This window comes from Sphingomonas insulae, assembly GCF_010450875.1.
Lineage (GTDB): Bacteria > Pseudomonadota > Alphaproteobacteria > Sphingomonadales > Sphingomonadaceae > Sphingomonas > Sphingomonas insulae.
In genome coordinates this window covers 287,513-308,770 of the sequence record NZ_CP048422.1, presented here as the reverse complement: position 1 = coordinate 308,770, position 21,258 = coordinate 287,513, and the positions used below count along the sequence as shown (strand labels likewise).

The following is a 21,258-nucleotide window of genomic DNA, read 5'->3' as shown; positions in this document are numbered from 1 at the left end:
ATTTCCGACACGCGCAGACAGGGAGAAAACCGGACAAACAGGACGTGTTAGCGAACGCGCTTCGATGACAATGAGGATCACTCTAACGCGCCCAATAAAGCACGCTCACTAGATAGTGAATATATCTTGCATCCGTAATCGGATTGAGGCACCCAACAGCCAGTGGGCGCCGAAGAGCGCCGTCGTAGGTGGAGGGTGTATGCGGCTTCGTACGTACTGGCTCGGTGTGTCTGCAATGGCGTTGCTCTGGGCAGGTGATGCTACGGCGCAAGCGGTCGCCGCAGATCTCGGAGCATCGACCGAACAGGCGGAAAGCCCTGATCCTGCGCAAGGCGAAATCGTCGTTACCGCACGTCGCCGGAACGAAAATCTCCAGACCACGCCGCTGTCCGGTTCGGTGCTGTCGGGCACCGACCTTGCCAACAAGGGCGTCGCCAACGTCGATGCGCTGCAGTTCGCCTCGCCCAGCATCGTCGTCAACAACTTCGGGCAAGGCATCGACTTCAACGTTCGCGGCATCGGCAAGGGCGAACACAATACGCAGACGGCGACCGGGGTGATCACCTATCGCGACGGCGCGCCGACATTCCCGGGCTATTTCCAGCAAGAGCCGTATTACGACGTCGCCAACATCCAGGTGCTGCGCGGCCCGCAGGGTACGATCGTCGGCCAGAACGCGACCGGCGGTGCGGTGTTCGTCAACAGCAACGATCCGATCATCGGTGGCGGCTACCACGGCTACGTCAATGCGAACGTCGGCAATTATTCCGAAGCGGGCGCACAGGGCGCGCTCAACATCCCGGTCAGCGACACGCTCGCCGCGCGGTTCGCGGTGTTCGGTACGCGTCGCAACGGCTTCTACGACATCACCGGACCGGGCGGGACGAAATACACCGGCAACAACGGTGACGTGCGGCAACTGGCCGGGCGGTTCAGCCTGTTGTGGAAACCCACGACCCAGCTGTCGATCCTGTCGAAGACCGACGTCGATTATCTCGACATGGGTGCCTATCCGGCCAGCCCGTACACCAACCAGTTCCGCAACCTGCCGATCGGCAGCGCGACGCCGAACCCGAATTATCGCGACCTGTTCGATATCACGGCCAATTCCCCGCAGGAGGCGCGCGACAAATTCTATCGCAGCATCCTGCGGGTAAATTACGAGTTCGACGGCGGCCTGCAACTGCGGTCGGTCAGCGCCTATGCCAAGGGCAACACCAAATATCGTGCCGATCTGGACGGTACCGCAACGCGGAACAACACCTTCTTCGACAGCGTCGACGAACGGCAGATTTCACAGGAGCTTACACTAATCTCTCCCGATACGAAGCGCCTGACCTATCTGGTCGGAGTTTTCGGGCTGTGGAATAAATACGAATTCCTGCCGCCGTTCCAGTTCGTCACCGGCGTTCCGCTGGGTAACCGGCTGACCGAATATCGGTTGCAGGGGACCAACCCCAACCGATCACTCGCGGCGTTCGGACAAATCGGTTTCGTCATCACGCCGAAGCTGAAGCTGGAACTGGGTGGCCGCTATACCGCCAGCCGTAGCCGCAACGACATCGACGTGCTGCAATATGGCGTGCCGATCGTCGCGGAGCAGGAGACGAAGTCGGACGACTTTTCGTACAAGGCGTCGATCGGGTGGGAAGCGGGCCGCGATCACTATCTGTACGGTTTCGTCGCCACCGGCTTCAAGCCCGGCGGGCTGAACGTGCCGGTCGGCCTGGGCAATCCGGCCCCGTTCGGCGCCGAGCAGGTGACGTCGTACGAGGCCGGATGGAAGGCGAACTTCGCCGACCGCCGCATCCGCACGAGCGTCAGCGCCTTCTACAACGATTACGAGGATTTCCAGGTCACGATCGGCAACCCGACGATCCCCGTGTTCGGGTTACAGGTCAACGTGCCGGGCAAGACCAAGATCTATGGTTTCGAAGCGGAGGCCGACGTCAAGCTGGGCGCATTCACGTTCGATGTCGGGATGAACGTCCTGCATAGCGAACTCGGCCGCTTCTTTGCGACCGACCCGCGGATCCCGGCGGCGGTGCCGTGCAACATCAACACCGGACCGGCCAGCGCATCGTGCCGCAACCTGAAGGGGATGGAGCAGAGCTACGCGCCCAACTTCACCTTCAACGTCGGCGCGAGCTACGAGATCGCGCTGGGCGGTGGTGCGACGCTGACGCCGCGGGCGAATTACGGCCATATCGCGCCGCAATGGGCGACGTTGTTCGAAAATCCGGCGCTCGGCGATCGGCTGGAGGCGCGCAATATCGTCAATGCGCAGCTTGCCCTCAACAAGGGCTCGGTGACGGTCACGGCCTATGCGACCAACCTGACCGACCAGCATTACCCGGCGGCGCTCAACAGCGGCCTCTATTTCGCGGGTCCTCCGCAACAATATGGGCTGAAGGTGTTGAAGGCGTTTTGACGACCCATTCCTCCCGGCCGGATTGAAACGCGGATCATGCAAAGCTTCGGACTGACCGTAGACACGTTCCTGACCCATGCGGCCAAATGGTTCGGCGACCAGCAGGTCGTCTGGGCCGAGCAGGGTATCGCCGTCGCGCGCTTCGGCTATGCCGAACTGCGCGAGCGGGCGAACCGGCTGTCGGGCGCGCTGATCGCGCTTGGCATGGGGCAGGGGGATCGCGTCGGCACACTGGCGTGGAACAGCCGGCACCATCTCGAGGTCTATTACGGCGTGATGGGCGCGGGGTGTGTGTGCCATACGCTGAACCCCCGGCTGACCCCCATGCAACTGGCAGCGATGATCGGCGAGGCCGACGATCGTATCCTGGCGGTGGCGAGCGACCTGATGCCGTTGCTGCGCGAGGTGCTGCCGCTGTGTCCAGGAGTACGCCATGTGGTCGAACTCGACGGCTGCGACGACGTGGCGGCGGACGGTGCGATCGGGATCGAGGCGCTGCTTGCCGAGCGTGGCGCGGCGGTGCCGTGGGGCACGTTCCCGGAAGATGCGCCGGCCGGGCTCTGCTATACGTCCGGCACGACAGGCAAACCGAAGGGTGTACTCTATACCCACCGGTCCAACTATTTGCATACGCTGCGCGCGCTGCAGGCAGACGCGATCGCGATCACGGCGCGCGACACGCTGTTGCTGGCCGTGCCGATGTTCCATGCCAACGGCTGGGGCCTGCCATTCGCCGCGCCCGCGGCCGGAACCCGACTGGTCCTGCCCGGTCGTCACCTCGATGGTGCCAGCCTCGCCCGGCTGATCCGCGATGAAGGTGTGACCGTCGCGGTCGGCGTCCAGACGGTCTGGCTTGGCCTGATCGATCATCTCGATCGGACAGGGGAAGAGGTGCCGTCGCTGGAACGCGTCGTGATCGGCGGATCGAGCTGTCCCGATGCGTTGATCGAGCGATTGCAAAGCCGGCTCGGCGCGCGGGTCCAGACCAGTTGGGGCATGACCGAATTGTCGCCGGTCGGCACGATCGCTCCGGCCGGGGCGGAGCCCGGATCGTCGGGATCGGCCGGGCGTCCACCGATCGGCGTCGACCTGAAGCTGACCGATGCGGAGGGTCGTACCCTGCCCGAACAGCGGGAGACGCTGGGCCATCTGAAGGTAAAAGGGCCGAGCGTGCTCGACCGCTATTACGGCGCCGACGAGGATGCGCTGGACGACGAAGGCTATTTCGATACCGGCGACCTGGCGATGATCGATCCGGCAGGCAATCTGACGATCTGCGGCCGGGCGAAGGATCTCATCAAGTCTGGGGGCGAGTGGATCAATCCTGCCGAGATCGAGGCGATCGTCGGCGCGCATCCTTCGGTGCGGCACGTCGCGGTGATCGCGCGGTCCGATCCCAAATGGGGCGAGCGGCCGGTGCTGGTGATCGAGGGCGCTGACGGTGAGGCGGGATCGTTGCTGGCGCTGCTGCGCGGCAAGGTGGCGGACTGGTGGATACCCGATCGCGTCGCGACGATCGGCACGATGCCGCTCGCCTCGACGGGCAAGATCGACAAGCAGCGGCTCCGCGCGGATTATGAGCGGGGACTGATCGTCGCCGAGGGGGCGTAACGCGAACGCGCCATGCGACCGTCGGTGCGTGCGCTCAGGCCGAGGCCGCGCCTTTCCGCTGTCGCGAGAGGCGCGGCGTTCGGATCATTCGCAACCCGCGACCTTCGGCGGCAGCTTCGGCGCGGCAAGGCCGACGTTCCAGTTCCAGCCGATCGACCCGGTGGCGCGGCGGCGACACATCACGCTTTCGTTGAGCGCGAACATGCCGGGAAGGAGGTCGCGCCGCGCCTCCGGCATCGCACCGAAGCGCATATAGCCGCGCTGTCCGTCATAGGCGGGCCATGGTGCGGCGTTCTTCGCCACCGGCGTCCCGTCGCGAACGAAACTTGCCCAATAGTCCGTCATCGCATCGGAGAGGGCGCGTTCCCCGGCGGTCCCGGGCACCTTCGGCCAGCGCGGCGGGGTGCCGTCCAGCGTGCCGAACACGAACGGCAGTTCGCTGGCGTGAAAGGCGTGCAGATCGGCCTGGTCCATCGCCGGATAGCCGTGATCGAACATATAGAGGTAAGCCGGTTTGCCGAGCGCCGCCTGTTTGCGGACCAGCCGTTCCGCCGTCCAGCCGTAGAGGGCGTCACGCGTCGCCGCGAGAATGCTCTCCTTGTAGTCGGCCGCGGGGTAGAGGCGCAGGAAGGGATCGGCGAGATCAGCGTAGCGGTCGCGGATCGTCCTTTCGTACGCTGCCGCATCGGCCGGGGGTTTGGGCGCCAGCATCCGCAGAGATCGTATCTCGCCCTGGTTGAACCCGGCGAGTACCGGCACCGGTGCCTGTTTGCCCTGGTCGAACGCGTCGACCATCTGTTGCGGCAGCACGCTGCCGTCGACCACGCCGAATGGCGCGAAGCCGAGCTTTGCCGCGGTGTCGGTCAGAGCCTGTGCATCCATGCCACGCAGGCTCTGGAGATCCGGCAGCTGCAGGGCGCCGGTCAGCATTTGCCCGCCGCCCTCACCCGAGGGCATGCCGAACGCGGCCTTGCGCAGTTCCGGCATCGAGATCATGTATGCGCTTTCCGCAATCGTTTTCGAAAAGAGACCCCGGGCAGCCGGCGAGGTCATTAGGTACAGCGTGCTGAGGCCGCCCGCGCTTTCGCCGGCAATCGTGACGTTGCGCGGCGAGCCGCCGAAAGCCTTGATATTGTCGCGCACCCAGGTGAGGGCGGCGATCTGGTCGAGCAGGCCGTAATTGCCGGACACGTGCCGGTCAGATTCCCGGCTCAGCCAGGAATGCGCCAGCCAGCCGAGTACGCCGAGGCGATAGTTGATCGACACGACCACGATGCCCCGTTCGGCAAGCTTGCGACCGTCGTACATCGGTTCGCGGCTCGATCCGGTGACGAGGGCGCCGCCATGTATCCAGACCATCACCGGCGCGTTCTTGGCATTGGCCGGCGCCCAGACGTTGAGCGTCAGGCAATCCTCGCTGACGGGCATCGGCGCGCCGGAGTAGATCGACGCATTGGGCACCTGAGGCTGGACGCAGGCCGCGCCAAAGCTGGTGGCGGGGCGTTCGCCACGCCAATGCGGCATCGGCATAGGCGCCCGCCAGCGCAGGTTGCCGACCGGCGGGGTCGCATAGGGAATGCCCTTGAAGATGCGCAGGTCGCCCTCCGCAGTGCCGCGGACGGTGCCGGCCGGAGCCGTCACCACCGGCGCGGGATCGGCGGCCGACACGGGGGCGGCGCTGGCCAGCGCCATGGCGATCAACATGGCCTTCATCGAACGGTCTCCTGACGGTGCAGCGTTCGCGCCAGCCACAGAAACAGGCCGATCGCGAGCGCATAGAAGGGGGTGAGGGTGTAGAGCGACAGCTGCAGCGGATTGGTCGCGCCGTGTGCGGCGAAATGATCGCTGGCGGCGCCTACCCAGGTCGGGCCGAGGCCCAGCCCGATGAAATTCATCACCAGCAGCAGCAAGGCGCCGGCGAGCACGCGCTGGTTGGGCGCCGCCTCTTCCTGCACAAGGGTCACCGAGCAGGAGAGGTAGAAGTAATTGAAAAACATCACGACCGTCAGCAATGCAAGCGCCAGCGGCCATGACGGTGCCCAGACGAAGGCGAGATAGAATGGCATCGCGATCGCCAGAGACACCGCAGGCGCGATCGCGAACACGCGGCGCGATTCTTGCGAGAAGCGATCGATGATCCTCCCCGACGCGACCATGCCGCCGCCCATGCCGACGACGATCGCCAACGCATACCAGATCGCGATTGCCGGCAGGGTCATCCCCTTTTCGCGGATCAGGAACAGCACGGCGAAATTGCCGAGGCCATAGGTGACGAACTGCGTCGCGCCACTGCCGAATGCGGCAAGGGTCATGACGGGGTTGGCGAAGAAAATGCGCAACGTCGCCCAGAACGGCGCCTTGTCGTACGTCCCCGTCGAACCGGCCTCGACCGCGTCCGCGCCGCCGCGCGCCGGTTCGGGCACCACGAACGGCAGGGCGATCGCCGCGACGATGCCGACGATGCCGATCGCCACAAACGCGTCGCGCCAGTCGAACACGGATGCGATGGTCGCGCCTAATGCAATGCCGAGCGCTGCGCCGATCGGTGGACCCAGATTGTAGATGCCGAATGCAACGCCGCGACGACCCGGCGCGAATGTATCGGTAATCAATGCGTAGGACGGTGGCACGCCGCCTGCCTCGCCAAATCCCACGACCATTCGCGCGAGCACCAGCTGCGGATAGGTGCGCGCCATGCCGCAGGCGATCGTCGCGGCGCTCCAGATCGCACAGGCGAGCGTCAGCACGCCGACCCGGCTGGTACGGTCCGCCAGCCAGCTGACCGGAATGGCGATGAAGCAATAGAACATGGCGAAATACAGGCCGCCGATCAGGCCCAGCTGGCCATCGGTGATGTGCAGCGAATCCTGGATCGGCTTGGCGAGGATGCCGAGCAGCTGGCGGTCGAGGAAGTTCAGGACGTAGACGAAGGTCAGCATCGCCAGCACGATCCCGGGGCGGCGAACACGCCGTGCGGCATAGGCCTGGGTACGCAATTCGGGCGCCGCCACGCCGTTCAGGACCGTCATCAACCTCTCCCACTGTGTCGTGGTTTGTGAGAAGAGGATGAGCGAGTCGGTGGGACCTGTCAATGCACACTCACTTGCGCGTTAATATATAGATGTGGCCGGTTTGGCTTGACGCTGCATGCGGAAGGCCGGAGTGACGGGGGCGTGACGCAGACCCAGAAACCCGCCCGCCGTTCGCGCAAGGCCGACCAGCGGGCCGAGACGATGGAACAGATTTTCGACGCGGCCGAAGAGCTGTTCTCGAAACACGGGCTGCACGGCGTCACGCTGAAGGACGTGGCGAAGCAGGTCGGTGTCCACCACACGCTGCTCAATTACTATTTCACGGACAAGAAGGCGCTGTTCGACGCCGTGTTTTCGCGGCGTGCCGGGGTGACCAGCGAACGCCGGATGAAGGCGCTCGACGATTACGAGTCGGCGGTCGGCGACGCGCCGACCGTCGAGGGGGCGCTGCGCGCGTTCCTCGATACCGACCTCGATACCTATATCGAGGGGGGCGAGGGCTGGAAGAATTACGCCAAGCTCGGTGCCCAGGTGGCCAATACGCCAGAATGGGGCGCAGACCTGATGGACGAGCATTTCGATCCGGTCGTGCTGCGCCTGATCGCGCTGCTGAAGAAAGCGATGCCCGAATGTCCGGAGGATCGGATATTCTGGGGGTATCATTTCGTGACCGGCGCCCTGATGCTGACGCTGGCGCGGACCGGGCGGATCGACAAGCTGTCCGGCGGGCTGTGCCATTCCGACGACTTCGCGGCGGTGAAAGAGGTCATGGCGACCTTCATGGCGGCGGGCTTCCGCTCGATCTGTTCGTAGCGCGCCGGCGCATCGGCCGGTATTGCGCTCCGATTATCATTCGCTATCAAGAGAGCGAATGATAATCGGAGAGTGACTGTGGTGCTAGAGGGACGGACGGCGATCATCACCGGGGCGGGCGGCGGGCTGGGTCGCACGCATGCGCTCTATCTGGCCGGCAAGGGCGCAAGGGTGCTGGTAAACGATGTGTCGGCAGACGCCGCAGGGCGCGTCGCACGGGAGATCGTCGATCGTGGCGGCATGGCGAGCGTCTTTGCCGCGTCAGTAACCGACGAGGATGCCGTCGGGGAGATGGTGGCGGCGATCCTGCGCGACTGGGGACGGATCGATATCCTCATCAACAACGCCGGCATCCTGCGCGACAAGAGCTTCGCCAAGATGACGATCGCCGATTTCCGCAATGTGGTGGACGTCCATCTGATCGGCGCTGCGATCTGTACCAAGGCGGTATGGGAGCCGATGCGCGGTCAGGCGTATGGCAGGATCGTGATGACCACGTCGTCGTCCGGACTCTATGGCAATTTCGGCCAGGCCAATTACGGCGCGGCCAAGATGGCGCTGGTCGGATTGATGCAGACGCTGGGCATCGAGGGCGAGAAATACGGCATCCGCGTCAACTGCCTCGCCCCCACCGCAGCGACGCAGATGACGGAAGGGGTGCTCGACGAGGAGAGCCTGACCATGCTCGCGCCCGACCGCGTATCCCCGGCGCTGCTCAGGCTGGTCGCAGACGATGCGCCGACGCGCACGATCGTCTGCGCGGGCGCCGGCAACGTCGCGACGGCGAACGTCACGCTGACCACCGGACATTACATCGGTGTCGGGACCGATGCGGGCGAGCAGGTATCGGCACATTGGTCGCAGATCACCGATCGCGCCGGTGAAATCGTCCCCGCCTATGGCTTCGTCCAGGCCGAGCGCGAGGTGGCGGCGGCGCGCAAGGCATAAGCGCTGCTTCACAGACGGGGACGCGCTGAATCAGGCAGGCATCAGGGGATCAGCCGATCGGCCCGGAGCCGTTCGAAGAGCGTGAAGAACGCCAGATCGGTCGGCTGATAGTCGAGGAAGCCGAGCCGGCGGCTCTTGCCCATGTCGGTCACCACCTCGATCGGCCGTCCGAGATCGGCATCGGTGTGCCAGGGCGAGGCGAGGCGGGCGAGATCGGGCTCTGCCAGCCCGTGGCGCTGCGCGATCTGTCGCCACAGGTCGGCGTCTTCGGCCATCTGCCGTTCGAGCGGGCGCATCGTGCCATCGAACGGAGCCGCCTCGATGCCGAACCACGACGCTATGCGGCCCCACATCCATTGCCAGCGAAAGACGTCGCCGTTGACGACGTTGAACGCCTCGTCATGTGCCGCCCCGGTTTCGCTCGCCCATAGCAGGTGGCGAGCCAATTGCCCGGCGTCCGTCATGTCGGTGAGGCCCGACCATTGCATCGCGGATCCGGGGAAGGCGAAGGGCCGCCCGGTTTCGCGACACATTGTGGCATAGACGGCAAGGGTGGTGCCCATGTTCATCGCGTTGCCGACCGCGAGGCCGATCACCGTGTGCGGCCGGTGCACGCTCCAGGTGAAGCCGTCGCGCGCGGCGGCGGCGAACAGCTGATCCTCCTGCGCGTAATAGAAATTGTCGACATCGAGGCGCGGCTGGTCTTCGCGGAACGGCGTCTGGGGGAGGGTGCCTTTGCCATAGGCCTCGAACGGGCCGAGATAGTGTTTGAGGCCGGTGACCAGCGCGACGTGGCGCGGGCCAGTGGGCTTCGGCAGTCCGTCGAGCAGGTTGCGGACCATCATGCCGTTGACGCGGATGTTCTCCGCCTCGCTGTCCTGCCGCGCCCAGGTGGTGACGAACACCGCATCCGGGTTCACGCTGGCGAGCGCCGCCGCCGTCGCGGTCGCATCCTGAAGGTCGGCGGCGACCGGCAGCACGCCCGTCTGGCTGGTGGGCCGGCGCGCCAGCCCATGGACGGTCCAGCCCCGCTCGACCAGCAGCGCCGCCGTCGCGCTGCCGACGATGCCGCTCGCGCCCACTACCAATGCCGTCTTCGTCATGTCTTGCTCCTGATCTTTCGGCAGAGCTAGGCATCGCCGCCCGTCACTTCTAGACGGCACCGTTCACGCCCCCAGGCACCAAGAGGTAACCACATGCAACCCGGCACCCCGGACGAGGAATGGCGGGAGGATTGCGCGCCGAGACGCGTGCTGGAGCTGTTCGCGACCAAATGGACCAGCATGCTGCTGCACACGCTGCACGCCCGCCACGACAGCACCGCCCGGACGGGGGCGCTCCAGCGCAGCCTGCCCGGCATATCGAAGAAGATGCTGACCCAGACGCTGCGCGACATGGAGGCGAGCGGTTTGCTCACCCGCCATGTCCACAGCACCATCCCGCCGATGGTCGAATATCGGCTGACCGAACTCGGCCGGCGGTTCGTCGAGCCGGTCGAGCTGCTCTACGGCTGGGGCCGGGACAATGCCGATGCGCTGGACCGGTTGCTCCCGCGGCCCAGCGCGAGGCGGCGGTAGCGGGAGCGCACGGTCACTTCGCGGCGGGCGCCTTCGGCTTGACGTAGCGGTCGAGCCAATCGGTCATCTGCCAGAGCGTTTCCTCGGTTGATTCGAGCGCGCGGTAGCCGTGCGGCTCGTTGGGCAACACGACGTAGCGCACGGTGGCGCCATTGCCCTTCAACGCGGCGTACATGCGCTCGGACTGGATCGGGAAGGTACCGCTGTTGTCGTCCGCGCCGCCATGGATGAGCAGGATCGGCGCCTTGATCCGGTCGGCATAGGTGAAGGGGCTCATTTCGGTATAGGTCGGCGTCGCCTGCCAATAGGTGCGCTGTTCCGCCTGGAACCCGAACGGCGTCAGCGTCCGATTGTACGCGCCTGAACGGGCGATGCCGGCACGGAACAGGTCGGTATGGGCGAGCAGGTTGGCGGTCATAAACGCACCGTAGCTGTGGCCGCCGACCGCCATGCGGGTCCGGTCGCCCACGCCGAGCTTCACCACCGCATCGACGGCAGCGTGGGCATCTTGTTGGAGTTGCTTGATGTAGTTGTCGTTCGCCTCCGCGCCGCCTTCGCCGATGATCGGCATGGCCGGATTATCGAGGATCGCATAGCCCTGCGTCAGCAGGAACAGGTGGCTGATCCCGCGCGGACGGACGAAGCGGTTGCCCTGGTCGACGGTCTGGCCCGCGACCTTCGCATCGGTGAATTCCGCCGGATACGCCCAGAGCAGGGTCGGCAGCGGGCCGTCGCGCTTCGCATCGTAACCGGCGGGCGTGTAGAGCGAGGCGGACAGCGGCACGCCATCGGCACGGGTGTAGGTGATCGTGCGCTGGGTGACGCCGGCGAACACGGGCGCGGGATCGGCGAAGGCGGTCACGGGCTTCGCGCTGCCGCCCTTCACGCTGCGGATCACGTAATTGGGGGCAAGCTTCGCGCTTTCCCGGCGCGTCAGGATACGCTGCGCCTTGTCGTCCAGCATGGCGACGACCGTCTCGTAATAGGGCGCTTTGGCGGTCCACAACCGCGTCTGTTCGCCGCCCGCCAACGGCATCGTGGCGAGGAACGGGAACGCCCCCGCCTTGGTCGCGCCCTCGCCGGCGACGTAGACCGCGTCGTGAGCGGGCGTGAACCGCATCACCGGCTTGCCGGCGGCATTTCCGTCCAGCATCGGACGCCCGGGATCGCCATATTGATCCTGATAATTGCGGGTCAGCACCGTGCGGGCCTGACCGGGGCGCGACGGTGCGACGGCGAGGCGATGTTCCGTCCGGCTGCGCCATTCCCGGTCGACGACCAAAGCGAAGCCATCGTCGCCCCACATCGTCGTCGCATAGCGGGCGGGGGTCATCGCCAGTTCGACCGGCGCGGCGTCGAACGGTGCGGCCTGCATCATCACCTTGTCGTGGAAGGCGATCTTCGCACGCGGATTGCCGCCGTCCAGCGCCTCGGCCCAGACCAGCGTGGCGGGCGCGTCCGATCGCCACTGGGCCTCTCGCGGGCCCTTCACGGTGGCGTCGAAGTCGACCGGCAGGTCGTCGGCGAGAGGGCGATCGACCAGCGTCTTCACCGGCTGGCCATCGATCGTCGCCACTGCGATCTCGGTCGGGAAATAGCTGGCGGGCAGCAGGTACGAATACGGGCGCTTCAGCCGTTCGGTCAGCAGGTAACGTCCATCGGGCGAGACGCTGAAGCCGGCGATCAGCCCCGGTGCGCCGATCGCCCGGGCGGTGCCGGCCAGGTCGATCCGCATCAGCTGGCCGGTGAAATAATGATCGAACAGCGCCTCGTCATGCGTATCGCCGAGCAGATCCTCGTACGTGCGCGCAGCCGAAGTGCGGCCCGCACTTTCCTGCACCACCGGACCGGTCGGCGTGATGTCGGCCGTCGGCGCCGTGCCGCGGTTGGCCGGGACGGTATAGACGATCAAACCCTTGCTGTCCGGCATCCATTCGAACGGCGTGCCGAACGTACCGTTCAGCCCCCCGGCGATCTTCCGGGCGCTGCCGTCGCGCTCGGCGACCCACAGCGACAGGCCGGTCGGCTCCTGCGCATAGAAGGCGAGGCGGCTGCCGTCGGGTGCCCAATCGGGTGCGGCGAAGCGCAGGCCGGCAGGCAGCTGGACCGCGACCGTCTTGCCGGTCGCCACATCCTTGAAGCTCAGCGCATTCAGCCATTGCACCCGCACTTCCGCCTGGCCGTTGGTCGCGGGATCGATGCGATAGCCGGCCAGCCGCAGGATCGGCTTTGACAGATTGGCGATCGACGGCAGGTTCTCGCGCCCCAGAATGGCTAGCGTGCGGTGATCGGGGCTGACCGCGACACCGGGCGTCGGCGGCGTTTCCAGCGCCTTGGCAATGGCATCGGGCGCGCGATGATAGGCGGTGCCGGGCGTCTGCGCCGTGGCGGTGGTGGCGAGGAGGAGAGCGATCAAACAGGCACCGGCGCGCATTCATAACCCCTTGTATTAGTACGCCATCGGGTGTGGCATGGCCGCGCCACGCGCACCAGACCGGTTTTGCCACGACGGTGCTGCAAACCGTTCGGCGCGATCCCCACGCCTCCGCGAAAAGCGCGCGCCGCCCAGGCGTGACGGAAACAGACGGCCAAGCCGCAATCGACGCGCAATCCGGGAGCCGCCCGGGTCGATTCCGTGCTGCTTCCGGATCGAAGCACGGGAGCGAAGCAAAGCCGGCACCGTGCGACACGATCACGACGGGATGGGGGCATATGGTGAGCCGCATGGGCGTCCCGGAACGGGCATGGGCGCACCGGCCCGTGCCGGTCGCGCGCCCGATCCGTCGCAGGGCCCGGTTCGTCAGCTGGCCCAGCCGCCGCCCAGCGCGCGGAACAGATCGACTTGCGCGCTGGCGATCTGTGCGTCGGCCAGCGCCAGTGTCGCCTCCGTATCGGCCAGGGTACGTTCGGCATCGAGCGCGACGAGGCTGTCGATCTGGCCCTCGCGTTGCTGAGCGCGGGTGATCCGCGCGGCGGCGGCGGCCTGGTCGCGGGCCGATTGCAGTGCGGTGCGGCGCTGGAGCGCGTTGGCGTAGGCGGACAGGGCGGTTTCGCTCTCTTCCAGCGCCTGCAACACGGTGCCATCGAAGGTCGCGAGCGCGGCCTGCGTGTCCGCCTCCGCGCCGGCGATACGGGCGCGGGCCTTGGTCGGGTTGACGTTCCAGCTGATGAGCGGACCGAGCAGCCAGCGCAGCGGACCGCCGCCGAACAGGTCGCCGAGGCCGGTGCTGGTCTGGCCGATCGATCCGCCCAGGCTGATCCTCGGATAAAGGTCCGCGGTGGCGACGCCGATGCGTGCGGTGGCCGCCGCGAGCCGGCGTTCGGCGGCGCGCACGTCCGGACGGCGGGCGAGCAGCGCGGCCCCGTCGCCGATCGGGATCGGGCGATCCAGCCGCAGCGTCGTGGTGCGGGCCGCGGCGATAGCGGGCAATGCGGCAGGGGGGCGGCCGGTCAGCGTGGCGAGGCGAAACAACGCCGCCTGTCGCTGTGCGAGGATCGCCGGGATGTCGGCGCGGCGTTGATCGCGCAGCGCCGCGATGCGGGCGGTGTCGAGGCCGGTGGTCAGCCCGACTTTCGCGCGGTTCGCGGTGACGCCGAGCGACCGGTCGATCAACGCGACGATGCGTTCGGCCACCGCCAGCCGTTCGGCCGCCGAGGCGGCGTCGGCATAGGCACGGGCGGTTTCCGCGGCGATCGAGACGCGGACGGCGTCCAGGTCCGCCTGCGCGGCGCCGACGTCGCCGCGTGCCGCCTCGACATTGCGGCTGATCCGGCCGAACAGGTCGACCTCGTACGAGACGTTCAGGCCACCATCGATGCGCCAGCCTTCGCGGTCCACGCCGGGAACGGTCTGGATCGCGGCGACGCGGCCGTAATTGGCACTGGCACCGACGTTGCCCTGCGGTTGCCGGTCGCCGCGCACCTCGCGCAGCGACGCGCGGGCACGGGACAGCCGGGCAGCGGCGACCCGGACGTCGGTGTTTGCCGCCAGCGCATCGGCGACCAGTCCATCGAGGACCGGGTCCTTGTAGAGCTGCCACCAGCGCTGGCTTGCCGGTGCGGTGGGATCGACCGCCACGCTGGTCGACAGGAATGGGCCGGCGGCGGCCGACGGCGCTTGTGGAGCGACATAATCGGGTCCGGTGGCGCAGGCCGCCAGCGCAAGCGAGGAGATGGTGGCGAGGATGGCACGCATAGCGGGTTTCCTTATTCCGCCGGCAGCGCGTGGGGCGCTGCGGGGGCAGTCCGGCGACGGCGGGCGAGGCGATCACCCAGCGCGCGGCAGACGACGTAGAAGGTGGGCGTGAACAGCAGGCCGAAACCGGTGACGCCGATCATGCCGAAGAATACGGCGGTACCGAGCGCCTGCCGCAGTTCCGCGCCGGCGCCCTTGGCGATCAGCAGCGGCACCGCACCCAGGATGAACGCGAAGCTGGTCATCAGGATCGGCCGCAACCGGTCCTGCGCCGCGCGGACGGCGGCCTCGACCGGGGACAGGCCGTCCTGTTCCTCCGCCTGTTTGGCGAATTCGACCACCAGAATGGCGTTCTTCGCCGCGAGCGCGATCAGCACGACGAGGCCGATCTGGGTCAGCACGTTGTTGTCCATGCCCCTGAGGTTCACGCCGATCATCGCCGCGAGCAGGCACATCGGCACGATCAGGATGATCGACAGCGGCAGCACCAGGCTTTCATATTGTGCGGCGAGCACCAGGAAGACGAACACCACCGCCAGCGCGAAGACGATCGCGGCCGTGCTGCCCGCCGCCTTTTGCTGGAAGGCGATGCCGGTCCATTCGGTGCCGTAGCCGGCCGGCAGCGTCTCGGCCGCGACCTTTTCCATCGTCACCAGCGACCGACCGGAGGAATAGCCGGGCGCGGTGTCGCCATCGACCTCGACCGCGGGGAACAGGTTGTAGCGGGTGACGCGATATGGCCCGGTCTTGTCGCGGAACGTCGACACCGATCCGATCGGGACCATCGCGCCGCTGTTCGACCGCGTCTTGAGATTGGCGATGTCCGCCGTGGTCGCGCGGAACGGTGCGTCGGCCTGCGCGGTGACCCGATAGGTGCGCCCCAGCAGGTTGAAGTCGTTGACGAATGCCGATCCGAGATAGACCTGCAACGCTTCGAACACGCGTTCCGGCGGGACGCCGAGCATGTCGGCCTTGGCGCGGTCGATGTCGGCGAAGATGCGCGGCGTGGCGGAATCGAAGAAGGTGAAGACCTGTGCCAGCCCCTCGGTCTGGTTCGCCTTCGCGATCAGCTTGCCGGTTTCCTCGCCCAGTTTCTGGTAGCTGCCGCCGTTCTTGTCCTGCACGATCAGACGATAGCCGCCGGCCGAGCCGATCCCCTGGATGAGGGGCGGCGGGATGACGAGGATGCGGGCTTCGTCGATGTCGGCCGTCGCCTTGCGCGCCTCATCCATGATGCCGGCAAGGGTGACGCCCAATGCCTCGCGATCTTCGAAGGATTTGAGCGGGATGTAGGCCGCGGCGGCATTGGGGGCGAGCGTCTGCGACGGGCCGTCGAAGCCCGCCAGCATCACCGCTCCCTTCACCCCGGCGAGCGGAAGGATGCGCCTGGCGACCTTTTGTACCACCGCATCGGTGCGTTCCACCGACGCGCCCGACGGCAATTGGACGACGGTCAGGAAATATCCCTGATCCTGCGCCGGGATGAACCCCGACGGCGTCGCCCAGAACAGCGCCGCGGTGGCGGCGATCAGCCCGACATAGACGGTCATCATCCGCCGGGGACGCGCGACCAGCGCCGCCGTCAACGATGCATAGCGCATGCTCATCCGTTCGAAACCGCGGTTGAAGGCGTCGCCGGCCCGGCGGACGATGCGGGTCAGGCGATTGCCGTCGTGGGTATGGTCGTGGGCCTTCAGCAGCATCGCGGCGAGCGCGGGCGACAGGGTGAGCGACAGCAGCAGCGAGATGATCGTTGCGGTCGAGATCGTCACGGCGAACTGCTGGTAGAAGGCACCCGACAGGCCGGTGAGGAACAATGTCGGCACGAACACCGCGCACAGCACGAGCACGATCGCGACCAGCGCCCCCGACACTTCGTCCATCGAGGTGCGCGCCGCCTCCAGCGGAGACAGGCCGCGTTCCAGATTGCGCTCGACGTTCTCGACGACGACGATCGCGTCGTCGACCACGATGCCGATCGCCAGCACCAGCCCGAAGAGCGACAGGTTGTTGAGGCTGTAGCCCAGCGCCGCGAGCACCGCGAACGTACCGATCAGCGACACCGGGATCGCCACGATCGGGATGATCGCCGCACGCCATTTCTGCAGGAAGACGAGGATGACGAGGACGACGAGGATCATCGCCTCGACCAGGGTATGCTTCACCGCATCGATCGATTGCGCGATGAATTCGGTGGGGTTGTAGATCACCCGATATTCCAGCCCCTTGGGAAAGGACTTCGCCATCGTCCGCATCTCGGCGCTGACCGCCTCGGCGGCGGCGAGGGCGTTCGAGCCGGGTCGCTGGAACACCGCCGCGATGACGGTCGGTTCGCCCGAGAGGTAGGTGTTGGAGGCATAGTCCGCCGCACCCAGTTCGACGCGCGCGACGTCGGCGACGCGCACCTGCCGGCCATCGGCATCGGTGCGGATCACGACCTGGCCGAATTGCGCAGGGTCGACCAGCCGGCCCTGCGTCTCGACGTTGAGCTGGAAGGCGCTGCCGTTTGCATAGGGCGGCTGGCCGAGCGTGCCGGCGGCGACCTGCACGTTCTGCGCGCGCAGGGCCGACACGATGTCGCCGGCGGTCAGGTTCAGCGCGGCGGCGCGGCCGGGATCGATCCACACCCGCATCGCATAGTCGCGGGCGCCGAACAGCCGCACGTCGCCGACGCCCTCGATCCGGGCGAGCCGGTCGCGAACCTGCGTCAACGCATAGTTGCTGATGTAGCCACGATCGAGGCTGTGGTCGGGGGAGACGAGATTCACGACCATCAGGAAGTCGGGCGAGGTCTTGCGCGTGACCACGCCGAGGCGCTGCACCTCCTGCGGCAGGCGCGGTACGGCGACCGCGACCCGGTTCTGGACGAGCACCTGTGCGGCGTCGAGGTCGGTGCCGAGGCGGAAGGTGACGGTGATCGTCACCGTGCCGTCGCCGGTCGACTGGCTGCTCTGGTAGAGCATGTTGTCGACGCCGTTGATTTCCTGCTCGATCGGTGCGGCGACCGTCTCCGCGACGGTTTCGGCCGATGCGCCGGGATAGGTGGCGGTCACCGTCACCGTCGGTGGCACGATGTCCGGATATTGCGAGACCGGCAGGCCCCAATAGGCGATGGCGCCGACGATCGTGATGATGACCGCGATGACCGCGGCGAAGATCGGACGCGTGATGAAGAAGCGCGAAAAGCGCATGACAGGCTCCCCGAAAGAGGATGGAGTTCGACGGGCGTATCGGTCTCACCCCCACCCGTGCGGCGCTACGCGCCTTCCGTCCCCCGTCCGGTGGAGGGGGAAGGAGACGGCGTCGCCGGCGGCCGGTGGGGGTGAGTGGGCGTTATCGGGCGAAGGTCACTTCGCCTGCGAGCGGCGCGGCGCCGCCTTCGGGGTTTGCGGCGTTCGGGGCGGGCACGATGCGGCCGATTTTGGCGGTCACCTTCGCACCCGGCATCGCCATCTGCGTGCCGCTGATGACGACGCGGTCGCCCGGCGACAGACCGGCGCGGACGACGCGCAGGCCACCCAGCACCGGGCCGAGCTGCACCGGCTTGGCGGTGACCGACCCGTCGGCGGCGACGGTCAGCAGCGTCTTGCGTGCCTGGTCGGTCTGGACCGCGGCGTCGGGCACCAGCAGGGCCCGCGTCGTGCCGCCTCGACCGAGGCGCATGTTGCCGAACATGCCGGGTGTCAGGAACAGGCCGGGGTTGGCGAGCACCGCACGGCCGCGAATGGTGCCGGATTTGGGATCGAGGCCGTTGTCGGTGAAGTCCAGCCGGCCCTTCCAGCGGTAGTCGCCCTCGTCCTGCAACCTGACCTCGACCGGGGTCAGGCCGGCGCCGGATGCGGCGGCGCGTTTGGTCTTGAGGAACAAGGCCTCCGACCCGTCGAAGGTGAAATAGATCGGGTCGAGCGCGTTGATCGTGGTCAGCAGCGTGCCGTTGGCATCGTCGGCCGCCACCAGATTGCCGGCATCGATCCGCCGATCCGAAATACGCCCGCCGATCGGCGCACGGACCTGCGTGAATTCGACGTCCAGCGCGCGCGAGCGGACCCTGGCCTGCGCCGCCGCAAGCGCGGCGGTGGCAGCGCGCAGCCGGGCGTTCAGCTGGTCGACGTCGCTCTTCGACACGGCATCGTCGGCGATCAGACGGTTGGCACGATCGAGATCGGCGCGGGCGAGGGCGACGTCGCTCTGCGCACTGGCGAGACCGGCGCGCGCCTCGGCCAGCGACGCGGCGAAGGGGCGGGGATCGATGGTGAAGAGCAGCTGGCCCTTCTGCACGATCGCACCGTCGGTGAAATGGATCGCGGTGATCGCACCGGACACGCGCGGGCGCACCTCGACGCTGCGGCTGGGTTCGAAACGGCCGACGTAATCGTCCCATTCGTTCACCTCGCGCACCAGCGGTTGGGCGACGGTGACCGACGGCGGGGGCGGGGCGGCAGCGGCGGGCGCGTCATGATCGATCAGGCCATAGCCGAGACCGGCCGCCGCCAGCGGCACCAGCACCAGCGCAGCCCGGCGCCAGCGACGATCGCGCGGCGGAACCGGCGTGGTGATGGCGGTGTCGATGGGGGCATGCATGTTCATGCGCGCGCTCCGGCCCGGCGTGCCGCGGCATGCAGGCTGTCGATGACCAGTTCGTACTGGTCCTCGCTGAAACCGGCGGCGACGAAAGCGCGGATTTCCGTCGGTGCGACGGTATAGCCCTGGTGCCGGCCGAGCACGGCGATGCGGCGCAGCGCCTCCAGCCGTGGATCGGCGAGGGCGGAGCGGCGGCGATCGCCGAACAGCGCCCCCATCGCGATCGCCATGCGGCCGGGGGTCCGCAGCGAGGACAGCGGGTCCTTGGCGGCGAGGGCGACCACCGACCATTCCAGCGCGCTGAGCCGCGCGGTGGAGGCGGCGACCGGCACGGGATCCGCGACGGGCCGTGGCGCAGTGGCCGTCGTATCGGCGTCCCAGGTGGTGAAGGACATATAGGCCATGATGATCTCCCTTGATCATGTCGTGCGGACGTGGCGGGTCGTTGCCCGCGAACGCCTGGTCCGTGGCTGTTGGTCGATGATGGCGAACGACCATGATCGGCGCACGAGGGTGCGCGCCGTCGGATCGCTCCGGCTGGAGGACGGTGCGCCTTCGGTTACGCGAGGGCGACGCGGTGGGTTCGCATGGCTGCGCTACACTGGCGCCACGTTCTGTACTAGGCGGTATATAAACGCGGCCGATGGCACGTCAACCGCTTTCTGTACCGACAAGTACGTTTTGTTCGATGGTCACGATCCCGCCGATCCCGCACGCCGTCGATCCATCATCGCCAGCCAGCGGCGGCGAAGCGTCGCGCGGCGTTCCGGATAGCGTTCGTCGAGGAACTCCACCGTCCCGAGCCGATCGGTTCGGAACATGCGGAAATCGCCACGCATCTCGCACCAGGCGATCAGCATGCGGCAACGGTCCATATAGCCGACCAGGAATGGCCACACCGTCCGTTCGGTTTCGCGGCCGCTTTCGTCGGCGTAGCCGATATGCAGTTTGCGACCCTGCAGGCTCCATGCCCGCAGGCGGGCGACATCGATCCCGGCGTCCAGTCGTTCGGTCCATGCGGGCGGCGTGATGACGGCCGGATCGTCGATCGCGGCGCGCAGCTGTTCGGGGATCACCGCCGCGACCTTGGCAAGCACGTCGGCGGCGGCGCGGGCGAGGCCCTGGTCGGCGTGCACCAGCACCCATTGCGCGCCGAGCACGACCGCCTCCACCTCGTCGGAGGTCAGCATCAGCGGCGGCATGTCGAAGCCGCGTTCCAGGACATAGCCGATCCCCGCCTCGCCGCGGATCGGTACGCGTTGCGCCATCAGCGCCGCGATGTCGCGATAGACCGACCGCCGGCTCGTCTCCAACTCCGACGCGATCGCATCGGCGGTCAGCGGCGTTGCCGACCGGCGGAGCAGCTGGACGATTTCGAAAAGGCGATCGGCACGACGCATCCGCCTATCCTAAACGGCGGGTGGCGCGGCGTCGCGGGCCATCGCACGCGCAAAGGCGGGGCGATTCGCCAGCCGCGTCAGATACGCGGGGATCGCGCCATCGGCGGGCAGCAGATCGTGCGCCCAGCCCAGCGTTGCGCCGAGCATGACGTCGGCGGCACTGAAGCGTTCGCCGAGCAGATAGGGGCCGCGTGCCAGCGCATTGTCCAGCCGGTCCATGGCAGCGGTGAAGGCGGGCGACGGCGTGTCCCCGGCGGCGCGGCGCTGGAAGATCGCCGGGCCGAATTCCCCTTCGGTCCAGCTGAGCCACGTCAGATAGCCGCCGCGATCGGGATGGCCGATGGGTGGGGCGAGCGCCGCATCCCCGGACGCGGCGAGGTCGGCGAGATGCACGGCGATGGCGGCGCTTTCCGTCACCAGGGCATCGTCGTGGAGCAGGGCGGGCACCTTGCCGTCCGGATGCGGGTTGGCGGGATCGGGGCCATCGCCGGTACCGTCCATGTAGCGGATCGCGACGTATGACAGCGTATAGGGGATCGCCAATTCCTCGAGCAGCCAGATGATTCGCGTCGAGCGCGAACGGGGGGCGTGGAACAGCGTCAGCATCATGGCATCTCCCGCGGGCAAAATCGGCCGCAGGGATGGGTTAGCGCGGGGCTGTGGCCAGCGT

15 protein-coding genes are annotated in these 21,258 nt (G+C 67.2%); 5 read left to right on the top strand and 10 right to left on the bottom strand.

The features are described from left to right. Positions 1-199 precede the first annotated feature (199 nt). Both GTH33_RS03025 and GTH33_RS03020 read left to right on the top strand, forming a co-directional pair. On the top strand, positions 200-2,431 hold the full coding sequence (locus tag GTH33_RS03025) for a TonB-dependent receptor (RefSeq protein ID WP_243848178.1): 2,232 nt from the start codon (positions 200-202) through the stop codon (positions 2,429-2,431). Positions 2,432-2,467: 36 nt separating this feature from the next. Further along, on the top strand, positions 2,468-4,042 hold the full coding sequence (locus GTH33_RS03020; protein ID WP_163957037.1) for an AMP-binding protein: 1,575 nt from the start codon (positions 2,468-2,470) through the stop codon (positions 4,040-4,042). A gap of 84 nt (positions 4,043-4,126) precedes the next feature. Here the strand turns inward: GTH33_RS03020 and GTH33_RS03015 are convergent, their stop codons facing one another. After that, complete coding sequence (locus GTH33_RS03015; RefSeq protein ID WP_163957036.1) at positions 4,127-5,755, bottom strand: carboxylesterase/lipase family protein; 1,629 nt, start codon at positions 5,753-5,755, stop codon at positions 4,127-4,129. After that, positions 5,752-7,071, bottom strand: coding sequence for a spinster family MFS transporter (locus GTH33_RS03010; RefSeq protein WP_163957035.1), 1,320 nt, complete (start codon positions 7,069-7,071; stop codon positions 5,752-5,754). Before GTH33_RS03010 ends, GTH33_RS03015 begins: the two co-directional genes overlap by 4 nt. 144 nt (positions 7,072-7,215) lie before the next feature. On the opposite strand from GTH33_RS03010, the gene GTH33_RS03005 reads away from it, so the two are divergent. Then, positions 7,216-7,887, top strand: a complete 672-nt coding sequence (locus tag GTH33_RS03005; RefSeq protein WP_249054986.1) for a TetR/AcrR family transcriptional regulator — start codon at positions 7,216-7,218, stop codon at positions 7,885-7,887. 72 nt (positions 7,888-7,959) lie between these two features. Beyond that, the gene (locus GTH33_RS03000; RefSeq protein WP_212592676.1) at positions 7,960-8,835 is read left to right on the top strand and encodes an SDR family NAD(P)-dependent oxidoreductase; all 876 of its coding nucleotides are present in this window, start codon (positions 7,960-7,962) and stop codon (positions 8,833-8,835) included. Positions 8,836-8,876: 41 nt separating this feature from the next. On the opposite strand, the gene GTH33_RS02995 is transcribed toward GTH33_RS03000, so the two are convergent. Beyond that, positions 8,877-9,938: an SDR family oxidoreductase gene (locus GTH33_RS02995; RefSeq protein ID WP_163957034.1), complete on the bottom strand. Its 1,062-nt coding sequence runs from the start codon at positions 9,936-9,938 to the stop codon at positions 8,877-8,879. A gap of 93 nt (positions 9,939-10,031) precedes the next feature. On the opposite strand from GTH33_RS02995, the gene GTH33_RS02990 reads away from it, so the two are divergent. Continuing rightward, entirely contained in the window at positions 10,032-10,412 is a 381-nt protein-coding gene (locus tag GTH33_RS02990) for a winged helix-turn-helix transcriptional regulator (RefSeq protein ID WP_163957033.1), read from the top strand. Positions 10,413-10,425: 13 nt separating this feature from the next. On the opposite strand, the gene GTH33_RS02985 is transcribed toward GTH33_RS02990, so the two are convergent. From GTH33_RS02985 to GTH33_RS02955, 7 genes are all read right to left on the bottom strand, one after another. After that, positions 10,426-12,828 carry a S9 family peptidase gene (locus GTH33_RS02985; protein WP_243848177.1) on the bottom strand — a complete coding sequence of 801 codons (2,403 nt, stop codon included), beginning with the start codon at positions 12,826-12,828 and terminating at the stop codon, positions 10,426-10,428. Between the two features lie 384 nt (positions 12,829-13,212). Then, entirely contained in the window at positions 13,213-14,607 is a 1,395-nt protein-coding gene (locus tag GTH33_RS02980; RefSeq protein WP_163957031.1) for an efflux transporter outer membrane subunit, read from the bottom strand. Between the two features lie 11 nt (positions 14,608-14,618). After that, positions 14,619-17,798: an efflux RND transporter permease subunit gene (locus tag GTH33_RS02975; protein ID WP_163957030.1), complete on the bottom strand. Its 3,180-nt coding sequence runs from the start codon at positions 17,796-17,798 to the stop codon at positions 14,619-14,621. Between the two features lie 142 nt (positions 17,799-17,940). After that, positions 17,941-19,194 (bottom strand): efflux RND transporter periplasmic adaptor subunit, encoded by a 1,254-nt coding sequence (locus GTH33_RS02970; protein WP_163957029.1) that lies wholly within the window; start codon positions 19,192-19,194, stop codon positions 17,941-17,943. Next, positions 19,191-19,592 carry a hypothetical protein gene (locus GTH33_RS02965; protein ID WP_163957028.1) on the bottom strand — a complete coding sequence of 134 codons (402 nt, stop codon included), beginning with the start codon at positions 19,590-19,592 and terminating at the stop codon, positions 19,191-19,193. The genes GTH33_RS02970 and GTH33_RS02965 overlap by 4 nt, the downstream gene beginning before the upstream one ends. A gap of 288 nt (positions 19,593-19,880) precedes the next feature. After that, positions 19,881-20,588, bottom strand: a complete 708-nt coding sequence (locus GTH33_RS02960; protein ID WP_163957027.1) for a helix-turn-helix transcriptional regulator — start codon at positions 20,586-20,588, stop codon at positions 19,881-19,883. Between the two features lie 9 nt (positions 20,589-20,597). Then, a complete protein-coding gene (locus tag GTH33_RS02955; protein ID WP_208403916.1) occupies positions 20,598-21,197 on the bottom strand; it encodes a glutathione S-transferase family protein in 600 nt (199 codons plus the stop codon). Positions 21,198-21,258: the final 61 nt, after the last annotated feature.